The following is a 21,374-nucleotide window of genomic DNA, read 5'->3' as shown; positions in this document are numbered from 1 at the left end:
AATTGAGCAAAGCATACGGAGATTAGATAGAAAAATAGAAGAGGAAATGAGGGGGCTGTAGAAGGACAGCACCCTTTTTTGATTGATTAAGCGGTATACCTCCGAACACCATCAGCCATTTTCATCAACTCATCCCATATATATATGGGCGTATTACACACTGGACAATCTACCCAACCATTTAAATAGGGTAATTGGGCAATCAGCTTGTTCTCTTCAATTTTTTGGGCATATTCGTGCAACCACTGCATATTAGCACCTCTATGGTCCAATGAACGGGGGCGAATCGGTTGGGGAACCAGATTATCTGAATTTACAGGATCCTTATCATAGACAACCAAGGTGTCATTCTGTTCATCAGGCCAAATATAGAGCGGGGTACCGCAATGCGGACAATCCAGCGTATATTCGTCACCAGTATCGAAGCTTTGTAGCATATAAGCTACGCAGCGATAACCCTGAAAAGCGGCACCCGCAGCCAGAACATAGCGTTTACCGACATCTCCTTCGTGTTCTTTCGCATACAGCACCATTTCTTCAGTCAATTCTGCAAGTCGGACAATGGCACACCGATATTGCGCGTAAATATATTCAGCCAGACTAGAATCCACTTTCACCTGATCCCTTGTAAATTCCAAAGGAACTTTGGTATGTAAGGGATTGTTATTCTTCGCTTCGAATATTCCGCAAATGTTATATATATCTGCACGAATCCCTATATCAGAACTTTTTAACGCAATGTCTACAAGGTAAGGTACAGCCGCAAATGTACAAGTATACAACGTATTTTGGTGATACAGCTCCTCCCAATACAAGGTGTCAGCCATTTCGCCATCATATCCGGCTTGGAGCTGTTTCAACATTTCCGGGACGTATTGAGAAGAACCATAAGGGCCTTGGAGCAGAGTCCAGGCCGGATCGGACAAAGCCAGCATCTTGATACTCCTTCCACCGTTTTTCTTACAGTAAGGGATTTTGCAAAAATCCAATAAGCGACTTCCAATGAACAAAGGTATAGAACGAAGTAGTTTAGTTCGTCTATATCTTGCACTTCGGAGCGACTGGAATCGAATTGTGCAAAATCCTGACAGTAACATGGGATCGGTTTGTAAATTAAACTCTCTAACAAATTCATTTTAACTTCATAATTCTCAGCTTCTTACGTTTATTTTATTATACGCATATTATTAGCTGAAGTTGTTTTCTCGATTTATGCAATATACAAAATCACTATTTTTCCGGGTCTATAATCATATTCGGTTAAGCTTTCGGCATTGTGAAGGTGAAACACATTAAATTAATGAATTACTAACCCGGTTCTTATGTCTTACTACGAGTTCTCTGTCAGTTCAGTTCCTTCTTCGTATACATAGTTCATATTATAAGTCCTGTTACTTAAAAATTGCTGAGTAAGAAATAAAGTATATATACATTAAAATTTCCATACATGTAAAAACAAAGCCACTCCCCTGCCTGTTTTTAATTATGCCAAACGGGTAAGACATACTTGTTCAAGCCTTTAATCTAACAGCTACAGAACTGATTTTATGAATCGGTATATGAAAAGGCGTGTTGGGAATATTATGTATGAATACTGCGACTATAAGGGGAAATAGCCTATGACCATAACACCGGAACAGCGGATTACCCTGCACGGATTTAACAACCTGACCAAATCATTGAGCTTCAATATGTACGATATTTGTTACACCAAAACCAAAGAAGAACGCGAGGCGTATATTGAATATATTGATGAACAATACAACTCAGATCGGCTGACAGCTATTTTAAAGAATGTATCTGACATTATCGGCGCCCATGTGCTCAACGTAGCCCAGCAGGATTATGTTCCTCAAGGAGCCAGCGTGACAGTACTTATATCAGAGGGACCCATTGTGGAGGTTCCGACTGAATCTTATGCCGAGTCACCAGGCCCCCTACCTGAATCTGTCGTGATACAGCTGGATAAAAGCCACATTACGGTTCACACCTACCCGGAATATCATCCAGACGAGGGGATCAGTACGTTTCGAGCAGATATTGATGTCTCTACCTGTGGGGAAATCTCCCCGCTCAAGGCACTCCACTATTTGACTCATTCTTTCGACACCGACATTATGACGATTGATTACCGGGTACGCGGCTTCACACGTGATATGAATGGACATAAGCTTTTCATCGACCATGATATCGGCTCCATTCAAAACTATATTCCAGACGAAGTGCGCAGTCAGTATGACATGATCGACGTGAATGTGTACCAGGAAAATATTTTCCATACCAAATGTAAGCTAAAACAATTCGATTTAGACAATTACCTGTTCGGCTACACCAAGGAAAGTCTGACTGAAAAAGAGCAACAAAATATATCAACACGTCTCAAAATTGAAATGGACGAAATTTACTACGGTAAAAATATGACGTAACAGATCGAATGCGTGAAAATAAAGTGAATCATTTCATTAAAAAAAAGGATGATCGCTTGGACTGAAATACAGCCAGGCTTTCGTCCTTTTTTTGATACAAAATAAAAGATATTACTCAACTTGATCTGTACAAGCGAGTGATTGTTCACTATGATAGGGGAAGAAACCACTAATTTAAAATATCAGCATAGATTTTACATCCGCTTCATATTGTAAGCGCAATCAATCGATCCTACGTAATGATTTTGTTATGGAAGACAAAGGAGGAATTTGCATGCAAGGCGGTATTGGCGGTAAAAATATCATTTTACGACTGGAAATTTCCACCGAGCACATCCAATTTGGTCAATTGATTACGTTGGTAAACGAACATGGCGGGGATGTAATTGCCATTGACGTCATCCGCACCTCTGAGAAGGTCACTGTGAGAGATATTACAGTCACTATTGCTGATCCAGCAGAAATCGATCAAATGATTGCCCGGATTAAAAAAGCACAAGGTGTTAAGGTATTATCCATCTCTGATCGTACCTTCCTATTACACCTCGGGGGCAAAATTGAAATGCAGCCCAAGGTCCCCATTCAAAACCGCGATGACTTATCCCGGGTATATACCCCCGATGTGGCACGCGTATGTATGGCGATTCACGAGGAACCGGACAAAGCTTTCCGTTTGACGATCAAGCGCAACACGGTCGCCGTCGTCTCTGACGGAAGCGCTGTCCTCGGGCTAGGCAACATCGGTCCCTATGCAGCCATGCCAGTTATGGAAGGCAAAGCTATGCTGTTCAAGCAGCTCGGCTCCGTCGATGCCTTTCCCATCTGTCTGGATACGCAGGACACCGAAGAGATCATTAAGACCATTAAGCAAATGGCCCCAGCTTTTGGCGGTATTAACCTGGAGGATATTTCATCGCCACGATGCTTTGAGATTGAACAGCGGTTACGTAAAGAGCTGGACATACCTGTTTTTCATGACGATCAGCACGGTACAGCTGTCGTTTTATACGCAGGGCTGATCAATGCGCTCAAGGTTGTCGGCAAGGCCCTGTCTGACGTCAAAATTGTCGTCTGTGGTATCGGGGCTGCGGGTGTGGCCTGTACGAAAATTTTGCTATCTGCAGGAGCAGTCAATATCATTGGCGTAGATCGTCACGGAGCGCTTACAGCGGATGAAACATACGAGCATCAAATGTGGAACTGGTATGCACAGCATACCAACCCTGAACGGCTGTCTGGCACGCTGTCCGAGGTTCTGAAGGACGCTGACGTGTTTATCGGTCTGTCGGCAGGTGGAATACTGCAACGAGAAGACGTAAAACGTATGAAAGAAGGCCCGGTGCTGTTCACTATGGCTAACCCGGTTCCTGAAATTGCGCCAGAGGACGTCGAGGACATTGCGGGTGTCATCGCCACCGGACGTTCGGACTATCCTAACCAAATTAACAATGTGCTTTGTTTCCCTGGCATCTTTCGAGCGGCGCTCGACTGCCGTGCCCGTGAAATCAACGAAGAGATGAAGCTGGCGGCCGCAGAGGCCATCGCAGGCACGATTCGTCCTGAAGAACTAAACAAGCTGTATATTATCCCAGGTGTATTTAACGAGAGTGCGGTTCAACGGGTGCGTGAAAAGGTGATTCAAGCCGCGATTGCGAGCGGTACAGCCAGAAGAGTGCCTCGGGATTTCAGATAAAAGAAAAGGATTGCCCCCCTAAATGCGGGTGCAATCCTTTTTGCTATCGAAAGATCAGTCTTCATATCCGTTATCTTTACAGCGATTATGACCTCCATTTAGAGAACAATTGACTGGCACGCTGGGCAAACTCCTCCAGATTAAAGTTGGAGTTATCCAGCTTGTAGTACCATTTTTTAATTGTATCCAAAATCCATGAGGGAACTTTAACCTCCGAGATACCGGAATAAAACGTATGATACGCCCACACCAAATGCTCCCAGCGCTTATCATCGCCTTCCTTCACGTATTCAGATACGTCCAATACCTTGGCACGCCCGTCTTGCATGAGTACATTCTTGAGGTGAATATCACGGGGATTCAGCCCCTTGGATCGGACAAATTCCCTCGCCTTTTCCACATCCAGAATGACCTGCTCTGGCACAGGAATTCCTTGCAACAAACAGTCCAGCAGCGTAATACCGGATTCATAACTTATGACAATATACTTGTCGCCTTTTCCGTAATAATGAGGAAAAAAGTCAGACCCTCGCAAACGCTCATATACGTCGGCCTCCGCATCTTTCTTCTCGATCGCCATGTCTGAGTACACCTTGAACGCGTAGCCTGGCAACGTATCGAGCGTAAATACGGCCGCATCTGTCCCGATGCCAATACAGCGGACGTCTTGAGTGGCTGTTTTAATGGTAACCGGATCATTATCCTCCGTACTGTATACGGTCACTTGACTTATGATGTCTTCTGCCTGCCTCCATTGTTCTACCATGCGCGATCCCCTCCTTCTCTGTTCTAAACCATTACCAATGAAGTTAGTTCTATAACAGATAAATAGTATTACGGGTTAGCTTTGGGAATGGCTTCAAAATAGGTTGATTCTTTTAAAAAATACGGTATGTACCGTGTCTAACGAGCGTCCGGCAGCAGCAACCTTCTTAACTCTGCATAGCTTGCTGCTGTTTTATAGATCCCCAGCACGTCAGTCTCCGGGGAAGTGTTTCTGTGATTGAACCAGATCACCTGCCAATTCGCAGCTATAGCTCCCGTCACGTCATTACGCCAGGAATCCCCAATGTAGCAGCAGTGCTCTGCTAACGTTCCTGTCCGTTTGTTCACTACTTCAAAAATGCGCGGATCAGGCTTGGCATAGCCAACGGTCCCAGATACAAAGATATGCTCTGCTGCAACATGATTTTCCAACGCCATGGCCTTGATCTTGCTCATCTGGTGTTCTTCAAGACCGTTGGTAATTAATCCAACTAAAAAGCCAGCCGAGCTCAAATCATTTATTAACGAGGTAGCCCCCTCAAAAGGCTCAATTCGGTACTGACGATCCAAATATTCTTGTTGAACATGTACTGCCTGCTCACGGGTAATTTCTATCCCGAATTCTTGTAAAGCCAGAATGAAACGGCTTTCTCTCATCTCATCCAGTTCATGCGTCCCTGCCTTCCCCTCCAGTAGTCCTCCTTTAGCCGATAGTACATCGCTGTAATAGCGAATACGATGGTAGGCTTTCTCAAAAGGAAAACGCTCACTCAATCCTAATACTGCTCGCAATGCATCGCGTGTAGGGTGCAAATGATCGTACATCGTATCATCTACATCAAAAAAAACAGCCTTCTTTTGCAAGTTCATATGCCCACTTCTTTCTGTTAAATCTTCGGATGTCGCTCCTTTTCACCTTGTCCTGATATTATACCCGTTGGCCTGTTGCGTTGCACCCTGTCCTTCACACTGCGCTCCTGCATTCACACTTCACGGTTGCTAACATACACTGAAAAAGACCGCATTTTCGCAAACTCACTTTACTTCTCTACCGAGCTAATATAGGTATCTTGTCCTGCTTTGCCCGAAAGCGTTTTATTTGACAACACACGGGTAAAAGGTCACATTTTTGAAAAGATTCGTCATACAGGTTTACATTTCGTGTAAAATCACGTACCTTTTAGGGATGGACGCTTTATGGATGTATTGGATAAGGGAGGCAGACACGATGGATTCCGGTTCTAACCTAGCCTATGGATCAGCTACACCTTTGATTGAGGCACTTATAGAATTTGAAAAGGAGCTCGAAGCGAACCGGCATTCTTTGAGTTTTGATTTGGGATTGATTATGGAGCAGGGCCGCGCGCCACGATATATGGCTACACCACCAGATGTTATTCCTTTTGCCCATGCAGGGGTGGACGGAATACATTATGGCTTTTTAACGGATTTTGGTCTTGAAAAGGACCTTTCACAGGCCCCTATCGTATGCGTATCTCCCGTCGATTGGACGGGTGTATGGGTGGTTGCCCGTCATTTGCAGGATTTTTTAAGTGTTGTTTATACAGAGAACAGTTCATTACAACGATACTACGCCAGTGGAGATGACTATTCTGGACATGCAGGTCAGCGACTGCCTCAGATTGTAGATGAACGTACCGCGTTTGTACGCGAATGCTTCCGGGAACGCTTTGGTATCGAACCGATTCAGGATATGGCTGCCTATATCGATAGTTTGCGTACAGAACGGAAGCACAATGAAGTAGCTCCTACGCTGAACGGCTTGGGCATTCAGGTATCTTCTTCTGCGAAGCATAGCTCTTCTAAGGAGAGTGCCCTCTTGACCGTAACGGAGCCTTTCCTTTGGGAACAACAAGGCGAAGCTGTGCGTGAGTTATTCCACAACGGTTCGCGTGAAGCCAGACTGGCCTTTATTCGAGATGCCCAGACACGGCATCTGTTCACCCATTCTGCCCTTCGTGCTTTTGTAGCTGGACAGCTTAAGTTGATGGGCCTATCTGAGGCCGCAACATCTCTGGAAGAGTCCTACTATACCGTTATTCCTGATATGATAGAATCATGATGAATTCCTTGGATTTCCCCTAACCTAACCGCCTCCGAAAAGGCGGCTTTTTGTGCTACAATAAATGAAAATAATAGGGTCGAACGGCCCGGTACGAATGAAAGAGAGCGAGCATGAATAATCATTCCTATCCTACTCCTGAAATCATTGAGGTTTGTCTGTTGGCGGGCAAACTGATGATGCAAAATGGAGCCGAAACCTATCGTGTTGAAGACACGATGTCCCGCATTGCTTCGGCCTATGGCATATCCCAGTCCCATAGCTATGTCACACCAACTGGGATTTTTTTTGCCATTAATGACTCGGAGCCTGCCACGCTCATTCGCATCGTAGAGCGGACCACCGATTTGCACAAGGTGACAGAGGTCAATTCCATTTCACGTAAAATCAGCACAGGTGATTTGTCTCCCCGCGCTGCCGTCAAGGAGCTTTCGGAGATTGAATGTGGTCCCCTCCGTTATTCTAACCGTATACAGCTGATGGCTGCTGCGTTGGCCAGCGGTTGCTTTATGATCATGTTTGGTGGAGTTTGGCGAGATTTCCCCGCAGCTGTGTTATGCGGAGGTATCGGATTTGCAGCCGTACAGTATTTTCACAGGCTCGTTAAGGTTAAGTTTTTCTCAGAGTTTTCTGCATCTTTTCTAATCGGTTTGCTGGCGGCTCTATTAACGATAGTAGGCTGGGGACAGATGATGGATAAAATTATTATTGGCTCTGTCATGCCACTGGTTCCAGGCTTGTTAATTACAAATGCCATCCGTGATTTAATGTCCGGGCACCTTGTTTCGGGTCTTTCCAAGGGAGCCGATGCTTGCCTGACGTCTTTCGGCATTGGAGCTGGCGTTGCGGTGATCATTTCTTATATGTGATTCGGAGGAGATTCAAGTCTATGCTTGCACAATTATTCACAAGTTTTATTGCCACCGCTGCATTCGGCATACTTTTCCATGCCCCCCGGCGCTCGCTGCTGCAATGCGGTTTCGTCGGTATGCTAGGCTGGCTGGTCTATTATTCAACTACGGACAGCATGGGACCTGTGAGCGCCAGCCTTTTGGCAACGATCCTCATCGGCATCGTCAGTCAAGGCTTTGCGCGGCTGTACAAAATGCCTGTGATTATTTTCAGTGTCGCAGGCATGATTCCGCTCGTTCCAGGGGGAATGGCCTATAATGCCATGCGCCAGTTCGTACAACAACATTATCCGCAGGCACTGGAGCTGGCGATGAGCACGCTGATGATCGCAGGAGCGATTGCTGTCGGTTTGGTGCTGTCTGAAGTGCTTAATCAGATTTTTCACAGTATACGTTTTAAACCACAGCGCTAAAAGCGATGAAAATAGAAAAGCAAAAGAGGCTGCTCCCAAAATCATCTGCAGTGTATGAGACGATTTTGGAAACAGCCTTTTTCTGTACACGTTACAAAGAATATTTATATGTCATAAGCTTATTCATCCACTCGCTTACCCAATATCGCCAAATCTCGCTCTATGCTGTCCAGCACAGCTACACGCGGATAGTACCCCCATTGCTCAAAACCAAACTTCCGTAGCAGCCCAATACTTGGCTCATTATGACCAAAAACAAATCCCAACAACGTGGTAATCCCCAGTCTCGGACATTCATTTAGCAAGTGCTGCACCAGTCGACTTCCTGTTCCGGTTCCACGAGAATCCTCATGGACGTATATGCTAATTTCTGCTGTACCGTTATAAGCTGGACGCCCATAAAAGGACTGAAGACTGGCCCATCCGGCAATTGTACCCTTTTGTTTTAAAACCCACAAAGGCCGGTGGTTTTCCTGATGAGCCTCAAACCATGGAATTCGACTTTCCACTGTCACCGGTTCCAGATCTGCCGTGACCATTCGTCCTGCGATCGTAGAATTATAAATGTCCACAATATCGGGAAGATCCTCTTTGCATGCAAATTCAATGGAAAAAGATTGGTCGTTATTCATTATTCGTATCCGCCTCCTATTGTGTGATTTATTTATTGTACAAGACAAGCGCCCGATCAGCCATATCGAGTTGTTTTGCGGATTAGTCCCAAAGGGTTTTATAATAGAGCTTGAAGAAAAACAAAAACGGAGTAAGCGATTTAACATGACGAGACGGGAGGTATGTTTCGGAGTCAAGGATTCTGAAGCAGCTTAATATGAATATTGGAACTCAACTCTTGATTTTGGAAATACCTATGGAATCTTTTTTTGGAAAAACAACCATTTATCCTGTACTGCTCAAGGACGAGGATGGACTTACACTGATTGACACGGGAATGCTCGGCCAATTGGAGCCATTACGCAAGGCTATTTCAGATGTGGGTGAGGATATCAGCCGCCTGAAAAGAATTATTTTAACACATCAAGATATTGACCATATCGGAAATGTTCATGCACTGCTGGACTTGCTGCCGAATACTGCCCTGTTAGCCCATAAGGATGACGTCCCTTATATGACAGGAGAGCGACCGTTTGTGAAGCTAACGCCGGAACGGATTAATCAGTTGGATACTACGCTCAAGCAACAAGCAGAGGATCTGATTCGCCGCCTGCCAGATTTGCGCTTTGCTCATATTCTTGAGGATGGTGAGCATCTACCCTATGGTGGAGGAATACAGATTATACATACACCCGGCCACACGCCCGGGCATATCAGCTTGTATGTGCCCGCACAAAAGCTGCTGTTGGCAGCAGATGAGTTGCTTGTAGTCGAAGGTGAACTGGTCGGTCCCGCTGAGTCGGCTACGCCGGATATGCCACTGGCCCTAAAGAGCCTCGATAAACTGACTGTATTGGATGTTGATAAGGTACTCTGCTACCATGGTGGTTACTATGATCAGAATGTACAGGCACGTCTGCAAACATTAAGTCAGGAAAGAGAATAAGTCATTCCATGCTATAAATAATGATGTATGAAGAGCTATAATGAATAAATAGGCAGAAAGGAATGAGACTTTATGAATGAGAAAATAACCCGACTGTATGATGAACTGAAGTCACAGTCTTGGGACGGCCTGCTTGTGACCGATCCTAAACATATTTACTACCTGACGGGCTTTGCCAGTGATCCGCATGAGCGTTTTCTTGGTCTGGTGTTGCTTCGGGACCAAGAACCAGAACTGATCGTACCCGCCCTGGATGCAGAAGCCGCCCAAGCTGCTTCTTCTGTGACTCGTATATCCACCCACACCGATACGGACAATCCATATGATCTGCTTCGTCAACGCACAGGCACCGGTGTGAAAGCATTCGCACTGGAAAAGGAGCACGTCTCCGTCCTCCGTTACGAACAGCTACATACTGCCATTGGCGCGGCTCAATATGTGGACCTGGGTCCAGTGCTTCAAGAAATGCGTGTGAGAAAAACTCCTGAGGAAGTACAACGTCTGAAACATGCAGCTCGTTTGGTGGAAGATGCCCTTCGTCACGGTCTCACCCATGTGCGTGAAGGGGTGACGGAAGTCGAGCTGGTGGCCGAAATCGAATACCAGATGAAAAAAATCGGTGCAGATGGCCCGTCTTTTGACACAACAGTGCTGTCTGGACCCAAAACAGCCTTGCCTCATGGTGTTCCGGGTACCCGCAAGCTGCAACACGGCGATCTGCTCATGTTTGATATGGGCGTATATTCCGATGGTTATGCTTCGGATATTACACGTACTTTTGCTTTTGGAAAGCTATCGACTGAGCTCGAAACAATTTATAATACGGTTCTTCGCTCGAACGAAGCAGGAATTGCCGCCATTCGCCCGGGAGTTTCCTGCGCATCCGTAGATCAGGCAGCACGGGCTGTTGTTGAATCCGCTGGATATGGCCCTGCCTTTAACCATCGAGTTGGACACGGCCTTGGCATGAGTGTTCACGAATATCCATCTGTACACGGAGGCAATAGCGATCTGCTTCATGAAGGCTTCGTGTTCACAATCGAACCCGGCATCTATGTGCCAGGCCTCGGCGGTGTGCGGATTGAAGATGACGTTCTGGTCACCTCTGATGGTGTTGAAGTGCTTACCTCTTTTCCAAAAGAACTGACAGTGCTCGGATAAATCCATTTGCTATTCATTATATAAAAAGTATGAAAAAAGGAGGGGTAACCCCAAGCCATCATGGCTTTAGGGTTTGCCCCTCCTCTTCTATAAAGCTGAAATTGCGTGCAATGTACAAAATGGGTGTACCCGCCGCGGTCAGTACAAATTTTAAGATGTAGGTGGTGAATAATATCTCGATCCATATTCCCCACGCATAACCGTAAAAAGCAATAGTACAGAAAATGAGCGTATCTATAAACGAGCTGATCATCGTGCTGCCATTGCCGCGAATCCAGAGCTGATGACGTTCCGGGAAAAACTTGCGAATCCAGGCGTACAGACGCACGTCCAGCAATTGACTGACTGCATAGGCTGTCAAGCTGGCAAGCGCAAGCCTTGGCAACAATCCAAACAGCTGTTGCATCGGGGTCTGGGCAAAATCCGTTGCAGTTGGCTCGAATTGCAGCACCATTTGCATCGTGACCGTCGTCATAATCAGAGTGAAAAAGCCGAACCACACAGCTTTACGCGCCTCTTTAGGCCCATATTTTTCATTCAGCAAGTCGCTGGCCATATACATAGAAACATACATCGTATTTCCCAATGTCGTGGTAATGCCGACCAGATCAATCGTTTTGGTTACCTGAATGTTAGCTAGTACAGTAGCAACACCAATCCAGGCGTACAGCCCTTTTTTACCGAACAACCGAAAACATAACAAAAAGAACATAAAATTGACGAGGACAAAAGCTGCCCCCCATAAAAGATTAAACATAAAATCCTCCTAGTTTTGATAGCGCGGGATGGTTGCGAACCGCGGTTCATCCGAAGCAAGCCGGAAAAACATTATTTTAATGTATCATAGATTAGGATTCGTGAACAGCTATAATTTACACTGTCCTAAGCCTAATATAAAGAGCCGACCTTAAGGTCGACTCTGAGTATTGAGGTGCACAGTGCATGTGTTACATATGCGATAGATGCGATATGAGACTGTAGTTTACACCATCTTGTCTATCTTTTACTTAAGAGTGCGACGATGCATCCAAATCCATACCTTGATTGTTGAACACGTCTTGATCGTTCTCTTTGAGCACCTTGCCTGAAATGAGACCTGCGGTAATAGAATCATTGACATTTAACGCTGTGCGACCCATATCAATCAACGGTTCGACTGAGATGAGCAATCCTGCCAATGCCACTGGAAGATTCATGGTGGAAAGCACGATCAGGGAAGCGAAAGTGGCACCACCGCCTACACCCGCCACGCCGAACGAGCTGACCGTAACGACTAGAATAAGCGTGAGGATAAAATCCCAGCTCGTTGGATCAATACCCACGGTTGGAGCAATCATAACCGCCAGCATCGCCGGATAAATACCAGCACAGCCGTTTTGTCCAATAGTCGCTCCCAAGGTCGCAGACAGATTCGCGATGCCATCGGACACACCCAGTTTTTTCGTTTGCGTTTCAACATTTAACGGAATGGTCGCCGCACTGGAACGAGAAGTAAAAGCAAAAACCAGTGTAGGCAATACCTTTTTCACATACGTCACCGGATTATAGCCGAACAAGGCCAGCAAAATAAGATGAATGATAAACATGACCAACAAAGCCACATAAGAAGCGAGCACAAACTTGATTAGCTTCAAAATTTCATCTGGATTGGTCGTAGCTACTACTTTAGTGATCAGTGCTAAAATACCGTAAGGTGTCAATCTCAGCACCAGCGTTACAATCCGCATCACTACAGCGTACACTGCATCGATCACTTTACGGAAGGTTTGCGCCTGTTCCGGTTTTTTACGATCCAATCCGAGCACAGCCACCCCGATAAAAGCCGAGAAAATAACCACCGCCAGCGTCGACGTACGACGTGCTCCCGTCATATCCTCAAAAGGATTTGAAGGAATAAATTCCAGCACCTGCTGTGGAATGGTCATGTCCTGAACTGTTCCAAGGCGCTCTTCCATCTTCAAGCCCTGTGCTTGTTCCTTTTCTCCACCTTGAATCTCAATGGCCTTTAAATCAAATGACAGGCTGGTTACAATACTCACTGAAGCAGCAATTGCCGTTGTAATCAGTAGTACTGCAATAATGGACACGCTGATTTTGCCAAGGTTCTGTCTTCCCTTCAAATTCATAATAGCCGAAATAATCGACACCATGATAAGCGGAATAACTACCATTTGCAGCAAACGGACATAACCATTACCTGCGAGGTTGAACCAATCAACTGATTTTGTAATGACCTCTGAGCCTGCCCCATAAGCATATTGTAGAATAGCCCCGTAGATCAGTCCGAAGCCAAGTGCGGCAAATACCCTTTTTGTAAAGGAGATGTGCTTTTTCTGCATCCAGACCAACACGCCGAGCAGTGCAAGCAGCACGATGACATTCAAAATAATAAAGAAGGTATCCATATATCATTTCCTCCAAACTTAAACGTAAGATGTTTTCTAAAGTGACCCTTCAATCCGAAGATTACTATATCACAAAGCCAACTATTTTTGTAGGTTTTATTGAAATAAAAATAATAAATCTGCTCCAGCCTTAGATTTATCAAAATGACAAACAGCAAGCCTTCGTAAGATGAAGGCTTGCTGTTTGTTATCCTGACACAACGACACGTATTCGATTTAGCTGCCGGGGCTCTTTTCCACAACCGAGTTCGGAGAAGCATTCATGCCAGATGTAGATACTACTTGCGAATGCTCATCTTTTTCATCCACAAAGCCCATAAAATACGTAATTACGCCAGCCGTAACAAACGAAATCAGTATACCCACAATACCGTACACAAGCGTGGGTTCAGAAAATAAAGGTAAGCTGAGCAGCCCAGCAGAGGTACCAATAGCAGTAAGCTCTGTTTCAAACAAACACATACAAGCCCCACCAACGGCTCCACCAATCATAACTGCTATTAACGGTTTTTTGAAACGGATATTGACACCATACATGGCCGGTTCAATGATTCCCAGCATGGCTAACAAACCTGTGGACGCAGCCAGCGTTTTGACTTTGGGATTTTTGGATTTAACACATACGCCAAATGTTGCGCCAGCCTGAGCGAAAGCCGCTGCAATGACCACGGGAAAAATATGGTCGTAACCCAATGTTGTAAGCGAGCTGATCATAATCGGTAGCATTATATATTGCATGCCTGCAATAATAAGCCAAGACATCGCGCCTCCGAGCAACAACCCTGTAAACACTTCTGCATTGTCAAACAACCAGCCTAGTCCATCCGATACATGTTGGCCGAGATAACTCCACAGTGGCCCGAAAGCGAACACCATCAAAGGTATAGTGAGTATCAGTGTCAAAGTCGGGACAACCAATAATTTAAGTGAATAAGGGGTATACCTGTCTAACCATCTTTCGACACACGATGCTATCCAAACGACAACAAGTATGAGTACTATAGATGAAGCAGCTTGTGGGTCTATAACTGACAGACCAGCAAAACGTACCTCCTCACTTGACTGGAATAAACTTGTTAGTTGGGGATGGAATACGGATACTGCGATGGCTGCCGCAACAAATACATTGCTGCGCAGCCTTCTTGCCGCACTTGCCGCAACAAAAATAGGTAGAAAGTAATACACCCCATCGCTGATAGCCATTAAAATAGTATATACCTGCGGATCAGACAACAATAAACCGAAGGACATTAAAACTAATATAATTACCTTGATCATTCCTGCCCCAATCATTGCCGGCAAGATCGGAGTGAATACGCCTGATACATAATCTAATAGACGACTTATCGGATTTCCCCCTGCAGCAGCTCTGTTACTACCGGAAGTCGGCTCTAGTTCATCTTCGCCTCTGACCTGCGAAATCATTTCTTTGGAAAGTAAATCTCCATTCATAACTACCTTTTCCCCTTTTATATGTATATTGAAGACCACTTTCGAACTTACCAAACCAAGCTTAGAAGAATATTGTCGTAAAAGCGGTATTCCTTATGCTACTTATATTACTTCTTTTTTACAATAGTTTTATAGAAGGAGTAATCTATTCGTTTTTATGCACCTGATAATTTACATCAAACTTACATCTAAACACCTAAGACCATAGTTATATATTTTTTGTTTGTTTTTGGGCAAATATGACTATTCAACCGCCTGTTAATTATGTAAAATAGGTCTAACCTACTTTTTAGTAAATCATGGATTACTTCCCTTTCACATTCTTGTTCCTTGAATACAGCTGAAATATACATAGAATCCGAACATTTTCAGTCTTTTCTTCAAGCAAGGAGAGGAAAACAAGTAGATCATGGCGTGTCTAGCATCTTATTGGACAAGCGGCCTACATCAAGCAGGGGAATTCGTCTGACTTTATTACCATCATGTGAGAGGAGAATTTTCATGAAGAGTTTTAATCGTTCCATTGGCGCGAAATTACGAATTATGTTTTTGCTGATTCAGCTCTTTGCATCCCTTTTGTTCAGCATCAGTTTCTATGCAATATCCATGAGTATCATTAATAACAGTGTCATGCCTCAGGTAGACCAATTGCTAGAAATTGGAGCTAAAAATGTATATCAGGATCTCAATATTTCCTTAGCTGTTCAGGCCGGGCAAGGAAGCGGTTCTGATTCCGGCTCCGCTATACAGATGGAATCCTATCTGCAGGACAAAGTCGATACCCTCAAATTAGAATCGGCATATATCGCGGTAGTGAAGGATGGTAAAGCCGAAGTCGTCGCACGGAATGTAAAATCAGTATACAAGGTCAAGGATGCACTCATTCCTGTAGAGGATGTAAAAAAAGCAAAACAAGGCGAGATGAATATCAGTGAAATTTATAGCGATTCGTACGGAGTACACAAAACCGCCTTCTTTGCTATATCGGGTAGTAATTTAGTTCTGGGCGTGAACGAAGATGTTGGATTCGTACAAGAAAAATCCCAACAAATTCTATGGATTTGCATAGGTATTACAGTGGCAACACTCCTGCTGGGCGGAATTATTTCTACCCTCGTGATACGTAAAGTTGTAAAACCCATTGCTGAATTGGTTCGTCATAGCGAAAAAATTGCTCAAGGTGATCTTTCACAAGAAGCGAAGGTTCATGGCGTCAATGAAATTGCGCAACTTGCCCGCAGTTTCCAATCGATGTCTCATAACTTAAAAGAAATGATCGGCCATGTGCTTTCTACATCCGGTGCGGTTGTTGAAGGATCGGACGAGCTGCTTCGTCGGACTGAGGCTATGAGCGTAAAAGTCCAGGATTCTACAGTTGCCGCAGAGGAAATAGCAAAGGGCAGTACCAGCATAGCTACAGCTGCTGCTGAAAATGCGCAGGCTATGGAGGAAATCGCTCAAGGTGTCCAGCACATCGCCTCCTCTGCCAATGATGTATCCGATCAAATCAGTGAAGCGACAAAAGAAACGGTTAACGGTACTACGCTCGCTCAAAAAGCTGTAGCTCAAATGTCACAGGTAGGACATGCTGCCGATGAATCGCTTCGATACATCCATAGTATGAATGAGCGCTCAGAAGCCATTGGCAGTATCGTTTCGGCTATTTTCGATATCACGAAGCAAATTCAAATGTTGTCCCTGAATGCCTCCATTGAAGCTGCCCGTGCGGGCGAACATGGACGGGGCTTCGCCGTAGTAGCCGGAGAAGTGCGCAAGCTTGCGGAGCAATCTAAAGAAGCCACACAAGAAATTTCCGACTATTTGGTTACCATTCAAGAAGTATCGCAACAATCTGTGGACTCTGTGACCCAGGTGAGCCGTGAAATTCATTCGGGAACGGAAATGGTTCAACAAGCGAGCTCAGCCTTTAACCAGCTAAGTGAGCTTATGCAAAAGATCAATGCTACGATTCAAACGGTATCTGCAGCAACGGAACAAGTATCCGCCAGCTCGGAAGAAGTATCTGCTTCCGTGGAAGAGACAGCTCTCATCGCTGCCAATGCACAGCATATGATTCAGGAAATCGGTTTAAATGCCGATGAGCAACTGAATGAAATGGAAAGCCACAGCGAGGTTGTTCGCCAATTAAGCAAACAAGCAACCGAGCTGCAAAAGGCTGTCCAAAAATTTAAAATTACGTAAGCCGATACCATAGAGGATTTTGCAAAATCCTGAATAAAGAGAGGTATCTCTCAGTCATGAAAATGGCTGTAGAGATACCTCTTTATTTTTAAGAGCGATTTAAATAATCATTTTATGAAGTTTATGAATTCATTCCCATCATACGATAAATTTGCTCCATATCTAAATGAGCCCGAACCACCTCTGCGACACGGTCAAACTCTCGTTCCTTGGCTTCACGTACAGTAAAAGTGCTTTCTAAAGGTGCCAAGCCCTTGGCTTGTCGCAATCCATCCAGCCAGCATCGGCGAAAACGGTCATTATCAAACACACCGTGCAAATAGGTTCCCCATACTTTACCGTCTGTCGTACCCCAGCCTTCCTCAAAAGCTGTTCCTTCGCCACGCCGGATATGGAATAACCTTTTCATTTCGCTTAGGTTTAAAGTTCTACCTGTAGGTGCGTATGGTTCCGTAACATACTCCGTAACGCCCATATGTATTTCATAACCTTCAATGCTTGGCTTAGAGGCATAACCCGAATCAGGCGTAGCGCTAAGCAAAAGCGGACAATGATTAGACAGGGTTCCTTGTACGCGTACGGTTTGCTTTTCCTTCAAAAAGGTCGTGGACAGAGCCAGCCAACCTAACCCCTCTGCCTGCTGCGGCAACCCAGATTCGACGGCTTCGGGATCAAATAGCGCTGTACCCAGCATCTGATAACCTCCACAAATGCCAACTAGCTGTGTGCAGCCGGTATTCATAGCCTGCCGAATGTCTTTCTCCAGACCTCTCTCACGCAATTCCAACAGGTCTCCAATGGTGTCTTTGGTCCCCGGTAAGATAATGGCGTCCGGTACGCCCAACTGTCCGGCTTCTGTGACATAACGAACACTCACATCCGGCTCTGCGGCCAGAGCATCCGTGTCCGTAAAATTGGAAATCCGCGGATATCGTATCACTGCAATATCCAGTTCTTTATCCTTTGCAGATAGCTTGGGCTTCTTATCCAGTACTACCGAATCCTCTGCTTCAATGCGAATGTCTGGTAGATAGGGCAATACACCGAGTACAGGAATGCCTGTCCGTTCCTCCAGCCAGTCTAATCCCGGCTGCAGCAGAGACAGATCGCCTCTGAATTTGTTAATGATAAATCCGCGGATACGCTGTACTTCATGGGGTTCCAGCAACTCGATGGTTCCTACGAGAGAGGCAAAAACACCGCCCCGGTCGATATCTGAAATAAGCAACACTGGAGCATCCGCCCAACCTGCCAGATTCATATTTACGATATCGCGGTCCTTCAAATTAATCTCTGCCGGGCTGCCTGCCCCTTCCATAAGGACAATATCATAGGTATCGCGCAACCGATTCAGAGCATCCATAACGGTCTGCTTGGCTTTTGGCAAAAAATCCCTCCGGTAATCGGAGGCGCTCATATAGGCATAAGGTACACCGTGTACAACAATTTGTGAGTGCATATCTTTGACCGGCTTAATCAGAATCGGATTCATGTCGGTCGTGGCCTCAATACCGCAGGCCTCAGCCTGCACCCCCTGAGCGCGTCCAATTTCCTTGCCGTCTTCGGTAACATAAGAGTTTAACGCCATATTTTGCGACTTAAACGGTGCTGGACGATATCCGTCCTGCGTAAAAATACGGCAAAGCGCAGTCGTCACCACGCTTTTGCCCACATCCGACGCTGTTCCTTGAAGCATCAATACGGCTGCCGGGCTCGTGCAGGACGGTTCGAAAGTTGACAATTGCCTCTTCCCCTTTAACGAATTCATTTCAAATCTGGTCACAACCCGTACAAAATGACAATAAACAACAATAAAACAGTCTCCAGCAATTCGTTTAAAGTTCCGTATATATCTCCCGTAAGTCCACCCAAGCGGCGGTTAATACGGTTTGCCGTGAAGGTTCCAACACCGTAAGCCAAGACCGGAATCAACACAAAACCTATCGAGATTGGAAGGCTTTCAGAATATGAAAGCAAGGTTTGTAAGTATGATCCTGCCAACGACAGATTCCCAGTATCCCTTGTTGCTGTAGCCAAACCTGCCAGAAGATATTGTCCTACGGCAGCACTCAGGGTCACTAATACAGCCCAGAATACGGCCAACCCTACGCGGCCACCACTCATATCAGCAAAACGCGCAGCCAGTCCATCATCATTACGGGCTTTAGGCCAGCGCTTCATCGCATGTACCATAAACCAGCGGCTCCAAACCATCGGAAGCAGCAGCAAGCCAGACACATTCCGTTCAACCAGCACCGTATATAGCAAAGAAGCCTTGAGCATGAGCAGCAACACACAAGCAATAACGCCCATTGCCCCTACACGGCTATCCTTCATAATCTCCAGCATCCGTTCACGGGATCGGTAGCTGAACAAGGCATCAGCCGCATCCATCCACCCGTCCAAATGCAATCCACCCGTCAACCAAACCCAGACAACAAGAGTAAGAATCGCACACGGCAACGGCGGCAGCACCATAGAAGCAAGCGCCGCAAAGCCCCAGACGATGATGCCAATGACCACTCCCACCAGCGGATAATAACTTGCACTGCGTTTAAGCAAATCCGGGGAAAAATCCAATTCCGCCTTCACCGGAAGACGCGTTAAAAATTGAAAAGCAGCAGCAACAGCCTGACGTTCGCGGCTCATAGCTTATATTCCAGCCGTTTGAGTTCTACGGGAATACCCGCCGTCACCAAAAATACTTCATCACAAAGACGGGCAATCCGCTGATTCATAACCCCACTCAAATCCCGATACAGCCGACCAAGCGGATATTCGGGCACAATGCCGTCACCAACCTCGTTGGTCACGATGACAAGCTGCCCCGGATACTGCTCCACAGCTGCCGTCAGTTCATTAATGGCAACTTTGGACGCAGCTTCGCCGTCCTCGCCTGCGGCCAGCAGCACGTTCGACAGCCACAGGGTCAGGCAGTCGACTAACACCATAGGCGCGGGTGATGGCTGCGACGCTTGATCGCCGCCAAGCCGTCGCAGCAGCTCCGGCAGCGCCTGCGCTTCCTCCAGCGTCTGCCAGTCGTACCCGGCAGACTCGCGCTGGACCCGATGAAGGGCGATGCGCTCCTTCATCTCCATGTCGTAGGCTTGCGCCGTTGCAATGTAGCAGGCGCCAGGCGCGCGCGACATGCATAATCGCTCGGCAAAGCCGCTTTTCCCGCTGCGTGCCCCGCCGGTCACGAGCGCTTTCATCGCTGCGCGGCTCCCTGACCGTCCGATACGCCTGCATCGGCAAAGGTCGCCATTTCGCGCATAATGCGGCACGCCGCATCAATCAGGTGCAAGCTAAGCGCACCACCTGTGCCCTCCCCGAGCCGCATGTCCAAATGAAGCATGGGCTCCAGCTTGAGCTCGCGGAGCACCGCCGCGTGCCCTCGCTCGTCCGAGGCGTGCGAAGCGAGCATGTACGCAGCGCTTGCAGGCGCAAGTGCACGTGCTGCGAGAGCGGCTGCGCCGGAAATAAAGCCGTCCAACACGACTGGACAGCGATGTGCGGCTGCGCCGAGGATGACTCCTGCCAAGGCGGCAATCTCCAGACCGCCGACCTTAGTGAGCACGTCGAGCGCATCATTTGCATCTGGCTGGTTCACGTCCAATGCGCGGCAGACAACCGCTATTTTACGGGTAAGCCCAGCCATATCTACACCCGTCCCCCGGCCTACGATAACTTCCGGCTCCAGCCCGGTGAGAGCACATACGACCGCAGCGCTGGCTGTGGTATTCCCGATGCCCAGCTCTCCAGTAACGAATAGCCGTGTGCCACCTTTGACCGCTTCTGCTACAGCTTCAGCTCCGGCCAAAATCGCCTGTTCCGCTTCAGTACGCACCATCGCTGGCCCTTTAGCTATATTCGAAGTACCCATGCGTACCTTTCGGTCCACCAGATTCGCGTGAGCGACATCCGCATTCACGCCAACATCTACCACCTTGACATCTGCGCCCGCATGGCGTGCCAGCACATTAATTGCTGCGCCACCTGACAGCATGTTATACAGCATTTGCTGTGTAACCTCAGCCGGAAAGGCACTGACTCCCTCTTCACACACCCCGTGATCCGCAGCCATGACCATAACCGTTTTACGATCGAATTCAGGCTTATCCACTCCTGTAATTCCTGCTAGCTGAATGACCACACTTTCCAACTTTCCAAGACTTCCCGGTGGCTTTGTTAATTGGTCCAAATGGGCTGAAGCTGCCGAGGCCGCCACCCCATCCGGCTGGGCAATGCTATCGATCAGCTGACGCAGCTTGTCGTTCATACCTTCCACTCCCTGCTCTTTTTAAG

The 21,374-nt window shown here is 46.6% G+C and carries 19 protein-coding genes; 8 read left to right on the top strand and 11 right to left on the bottom strand.

Annotated features, from left to right (window positions below; translation table 11 throughout):
- Positions 1 to 86 precede the first annotated feature (86 nt).
- On the bottom strand, positions 87 to 935 hold the full coding sequence (locus MKY16_RS07145) for a hypothetical protein (protein ID WP_029516410.1): 849 nt from the start codon (positions 933 to 935) through the stop codon (positions 87 to 89).
- A gap of 684 nt (positions 936 to 1,619) precedes the next feature.
- Between MKY16_RS07145 and speD the strand changes: the two genes are divergently transcribed.
- Positions 1,620 to 2,426, top strand: a complete 807-nt coding sequence (speD, locus tag MKY16_RS07140) for an adenosylmethionine decarboxylase (RefSeq protein ID WP_029516409.1) — start codon at positions 1,620 to 1,622, stop codon at positions 2,424 to 2,426.
- Between the two features lie 274 nt (positions 2,427 to 2,700).
- A complete protein-coding gene (locus tag MKY16_RS07135) occupies positions 2,701 to 4,119 on the top strand; it encodes an NAD-dependent malic enzyme (RefSeq protein ID WP_340954821.1) in 1,419 nt (472 codons plus the stop codon).
- A gap of 85 nt (positions 4,120 to 4,204) precedes the next feature.
- Here MKY16_RS07135 and MKY16_RS07130 read toward each other — a convergent pair whose 3' ends face one another.
- A complete protein-coding gene (locus tag MKY16_RS07130; RefSeq protein WP_069291431.1) occupies positions 4,205 to 4,885 on the bottom strand; it encodes a serine/threonine protein kinase in 681 nt (226 codons plus the stop codon).
- 137 nt (positions 4,886 to 5,022) lie between these two features.
- A complete protein-coding gene (locus tag MKY16_RS07125; protein WP_340954818.1) occupies positions 5,023 to 5,754 on the bottom strand; it encodes an HAD family hydrolase in 732 nt (243 codons plus the stop codon).
- Between the two features lie 358 nt (positions 5,755 to 6,112).
- On the opposite strand from MKY16_RS07125, the gene MKY16_RS07120 reads away from it, so the two are divergent.
- The 3 genes from MKY16_RS07120 (at position 6,113) to MKY16_RS07110 (ending at position 8,291) form a co-directional block, all read left to right on the top strand.
- Positions 6,113 to 6,967 carry a hypothetical protein gene (locus MKY16_RS07120; RefSeq protein ID WP_340954816.1) on the top strand — a complete coding sequence of 285 codons (855 nt, stop codon included), beginning with the start codon at positions 6,113 to 6,115 and terminating at the stop codon, positions 6,965 to 6,967.
- 113 nt (positions 6,968 to 7,080) lie between these two features.
- Complete coding sequence (locus MKY16_RS07115; RefSeq protein WP_029516404.1) at positions 7,081 to 7,836, top strand: threonine/serine exporter family protein; 756 nt, start codon at positions 7,081 to 7,083, stop codon at positions 7,834 to 7,836.
- A gap of 20 nt (positions 7,837 to 7,856) precedes the next feature.
- Entirely contained in the window at positions 7,857 to 8,291 is a 435-nt protein-coding gene (locus MKY16_RS07110) for a threonine/serine exporter family protein (protein ID WP_013309318.1), read from the top strand.
- 119 nt (positions 8,292 to 8,410) lie between these two features.
- Here the strand turns inward: MKY16_RS07110 and MKY16_RS07105 are convergent, their stop codons facing one another.
- Positions 8,411 to 8,923 (bottom strand): GNAT family N-acetyltransferase, encoded by a 513-nt coding sequence (locus MKY16_RS07105; RefSeq protein ID WP_069012554.1) that lies wholly within the window; start codon positions 8,921 to 8,923, stop codon positions 8,411 to 8,413.
- 197 nt (positions 8,924 to 9,120) lie between these two features.
- Between MKY16_RS07105 and MKY16_RS07100 the strand changes: the two genes are divergently transcribed.
- Positions 9,121 to 9,849, top strand: a complete 729-nt coding sequence (locus tag MKY16_RS07100; RefSeq protein ID WP_069012553.1) for an MBL fold metallo-hydrolase — start codon at positions 9,121 to 9,123, stop codon at positions 9,847 to 9,849.
- Between the two features lie 72 nt (positions 9,850 to 9,921).
- On the top strand, positions 9,922 to 11,010 hold the full coding sequence (locus tag MKY16_RS07095) for a M24 family metallopeptidase (RefSeq protein ID WP_069012552.1): 1,089 nt from the start codon (positions 9,922 to 9,924) through the stop codon (positions 11,008 to 11,010).
- A 58-nt stretch (positions 11,011 to 11,068) separates the two neighbouring features.
- Here MKY16_RS07095 and MKY16_RS07090 read toward each other — a convergent pair whose 3' ends face one another.
- The 3 genes from MKY16_RS07090 to MKY16_RS07080 all read right to left on the bottom strand — a co-directional run bounded on the left by MKY16_RS07090 (position 11,069) and on the right by MKY16_RS07080 (position 14,867).
- Positions 11,069 to 11,767, bottom strand: coding sequence for a queuosine precursor transporter (locus tag MKY16_RS07090; RefSeq protein WP_165144939.1), 699 nt, complete (start codon positions 11,765 to 11,767; stop codon positions 11,069 to 11,071).
- Positions 11,768 to 12,017: 250 nt separating this feature from the next.
- Positions 12,018 to 13,415, bottom strand: a complete 1,398-nt coding sequence (locus MKY16_RS07085) for an L-cystine transporter (RefSeq protein WP_340954814.1) — start codon at positions 13,413 to 13,415, stop codon at positions 12,018 to 12,020.
- A 216-nt stretch (positions 13,416 to 13,631) separates the two neighbouring features.
- Entirely contained in the window at positions 13,632 to 14,867 is a 1,236-nt protein-coding gene (locus MKY16_RS07080; RefSeq protein ID WP_340954811.1) for a PTS transporter subunit EIIC, read from the bottom strand.
- A 501-nt stretch (positions 14,868 to 15,368) separates the two neighbouring features.
- Here MKY16_RS07080 and MKY16_RS07075 point away from each other — a divergent pair.
- Positions 15,369 to 17,069, top strand: coding sequence for a methyl-accepting chemotaxis protein (locus MKY16_RS07075; RefSeq protein ID WP_029516396.1), 1,701 nt, complete (start codon positions 15,369 to 15,371; stop codon positions 17,067 to 17,069).
- A gap of 121 nt (positions 17,070 to 17,190) precedes the next feature.
- On the opposite strand, the gene MKY16_RS07070 is transcribed toward MKY16_RS07075, so the two are convergent.
- From MKY16_RS07070 to cobT, 4 genes are read right to left on the bottom strand one after another with little or no spacing between them, the layout of a single operon-like run.
- Positions 17,191 to 18,810 (bottom strand): cobyric acid synthase, encoded by a 1,620-nt coding sequence (locus MKY16_RS07070; RefSeq protein WP_340954807.1) that lies wholly within the window; start codon positions 18,808 to 18,810, stop codon positions 17,191 to 17,193.
- 38 nt (positions 18,811 to 18,848) lie between these two features.
- Positions 18,849 to 19,718, bottom strand: coding sequence for an adenosylcobinamide-GDP ribazoletransferase (cobS, locus tag MKY16_RS07065; protein WP_340954804.1), 870 nt, complete (start codon positions 19,716 to 19,718; stop codon positions 18,849 to 18,851).
- Complete coding sequence (gene cobU, locus MKY16_RS07060) at positions 19,715 to 20,281, bottom strand: bifunctional adenosylcobinamide kinase/adenosylcobinamide-phosphate guanylyltransferase (protein WP_069012672.1); 567 nt, start codon at positions 20,279 to 20,281, stop codon at positions 19,715 to 19,717. Before cobU ends, cobS begins: the two co-directional genes overlap by 4 nt.
- A complete protein-coding gene (gene cobT, locus MKY16_RS07055; RefSeq protein WP_340931691.1) occupies positions 20,278 to 21,348 on the bottom strand; it encodes a nicotinate-nucleotide--dimethylbenzimidazole phosphoribosyltransferase in 1,071 nt (356 codons plus the stop codon). The genes cobU and cobT overlap by 4 nt, the downstream gene beginning before the upstream one ends.
- Positions 21,349 to 21,374 lie beyond the last annotated feature (26 nt).

The organism is Paenibacillus sp. FSL L8-0641, from assembly GCF_038006265.1.
Lineage (GTDB): Bacteria > Bacillota > Bacilli > Paenibacillales > Paenibacillaceae > Paenibacillus > Paenibacillus polymyxa_D.
Note: the sequence above shows the minus strand (reverse complement) of the source record. Positions and strands in the feature narration are given on the sequence as shown.

Excerpts from the sequence above, each read along its gene's own strand:
- cobT (WP_340931691.1), bottom strand. The coding sequence starts at position 21,348 with ATGAACGACAAGCTGCGTCAGCTGATCGATAGCATTGCCCAGCCGGAT.
- MKY16_RS07090 (WP_165144939.1), bottom strand. The coding sequence starts at position 11,767 with ATGTTTAATCTTTTATGGGGGGCAGCTTTTGTCCTCGTCAATTTTATG.
- MKY16_RS07120 (WP_340954816.1), top strand. The coding sequence starts at position 6,113 with ATGGATTCCGGTTCTAACCTAGCCTATGGATCAGCTACACCTTTGATT.
- MKY16_RS07110 (WP_013309318.1), top strand. The coding sequence starts at position 7,857 with ATGCTTGCACAATTATTCACAAGTTTTATTGCCACCGCTGCATTCGGC.
- MKY16_RS07105 (WP_069012554.1), bottom strand. The coding sequence starts at position 8,923 with ATGAATAACGACCAATCTTTTTCCATTGAATTTGCATGCAAAGAGGAT.
- MKY16_RS07130 (WP_069291431.1), bottom strand. The coding sequence starts at position 4,885 with ATGGTAGAACAATGGAGGCAGGCAGAAGACATCATAAGTCAAGTGACC.
- MKY16_RS07125 (WP_340954818.1), bottom strand. The coding sequence starts at position 5,754 with ATGAACTTGCAAAAGAAGGCTGTTTTTTTTGATGTAGATGATACGATG.
- cobU (WP_069012672.1), bottom strand. The coding sequence starts at position 20,281 with ATGAAAGCGCTCGTGACCGGCGGGGCACGCAGCGGGAAAAGCGGCTTT.
- cobS (WP_340954804.1), bottom strand. The coding sequence starts at position 19,718 with ATGAGCCGCGAACGTCAGGCTGTTGCTGCTGCTTTTCAATTTTTAACG.
- MKY16_RS07115 (WP_029516404.1), top strand. The coding sequence starts at position 7,081 with ATGAATAATCATTCCTATCCTACTCCTGAAATCATTGAGGTTTGTCTG.
- MKY16_RS07085 (WP_340954814.1), bottom strand. The coding sequence starts at position 13,415 with ATGGATACCTTCTTTATTATTTTGAATGTCATCGTGCTGCTTGCACTG.
- MKY16_RS07100 (WP_069012553.1), top strand. The coding sequence starts at position 9,121 with ATGAATATTGGAACTCAACTCTTGATTTTGGAAATACCTATGGAATCT.
- MKY16_RS07145 (WP_029516410.1), bottom strand. The coding sequence starts at position 935 with ATGCTGGCTTTGTCCGATCCGGCCTGGACTCTGCTCCAAGGCCCTTAT.
- MKY16_RS07080 (WP_340954811.1), bottom strand. The coding sequence starts at position 14,867 with ATGAATGGAGATTTACTTTCCAAAGAAATGATTTCGCAGGTCAGAGGC.
- speD (WP_029516409.1), top strand. The coding sequence starts at position 1,620 with ATGACCATAACACCGGAACAGCGGATTACCCTGCACGGATTTAACAAC.
- MKY16_RS07075 (WP_029516396.1), top strand. The coding sequence starts at position 15,369 with ATGAAGAGTTTTAATCGTTCCATTGGCGCGAAATTACGAATTATGTTT.
- MKY16_RS07095 (WP_069012552.1), top strand. The coding sequence starts at position 9,922 with ATGAATGAGAAAATAACCCGACTGTATGATGAACTGAAGTCACAGTCT.
- MKY16_RS07135 (WP_340954821.1), top strand. The coding sequence starts at position 2,701 with ATGCAAGGCGGTATTGGCGGTAAAAATATCATTTTACGACTGGAAATT.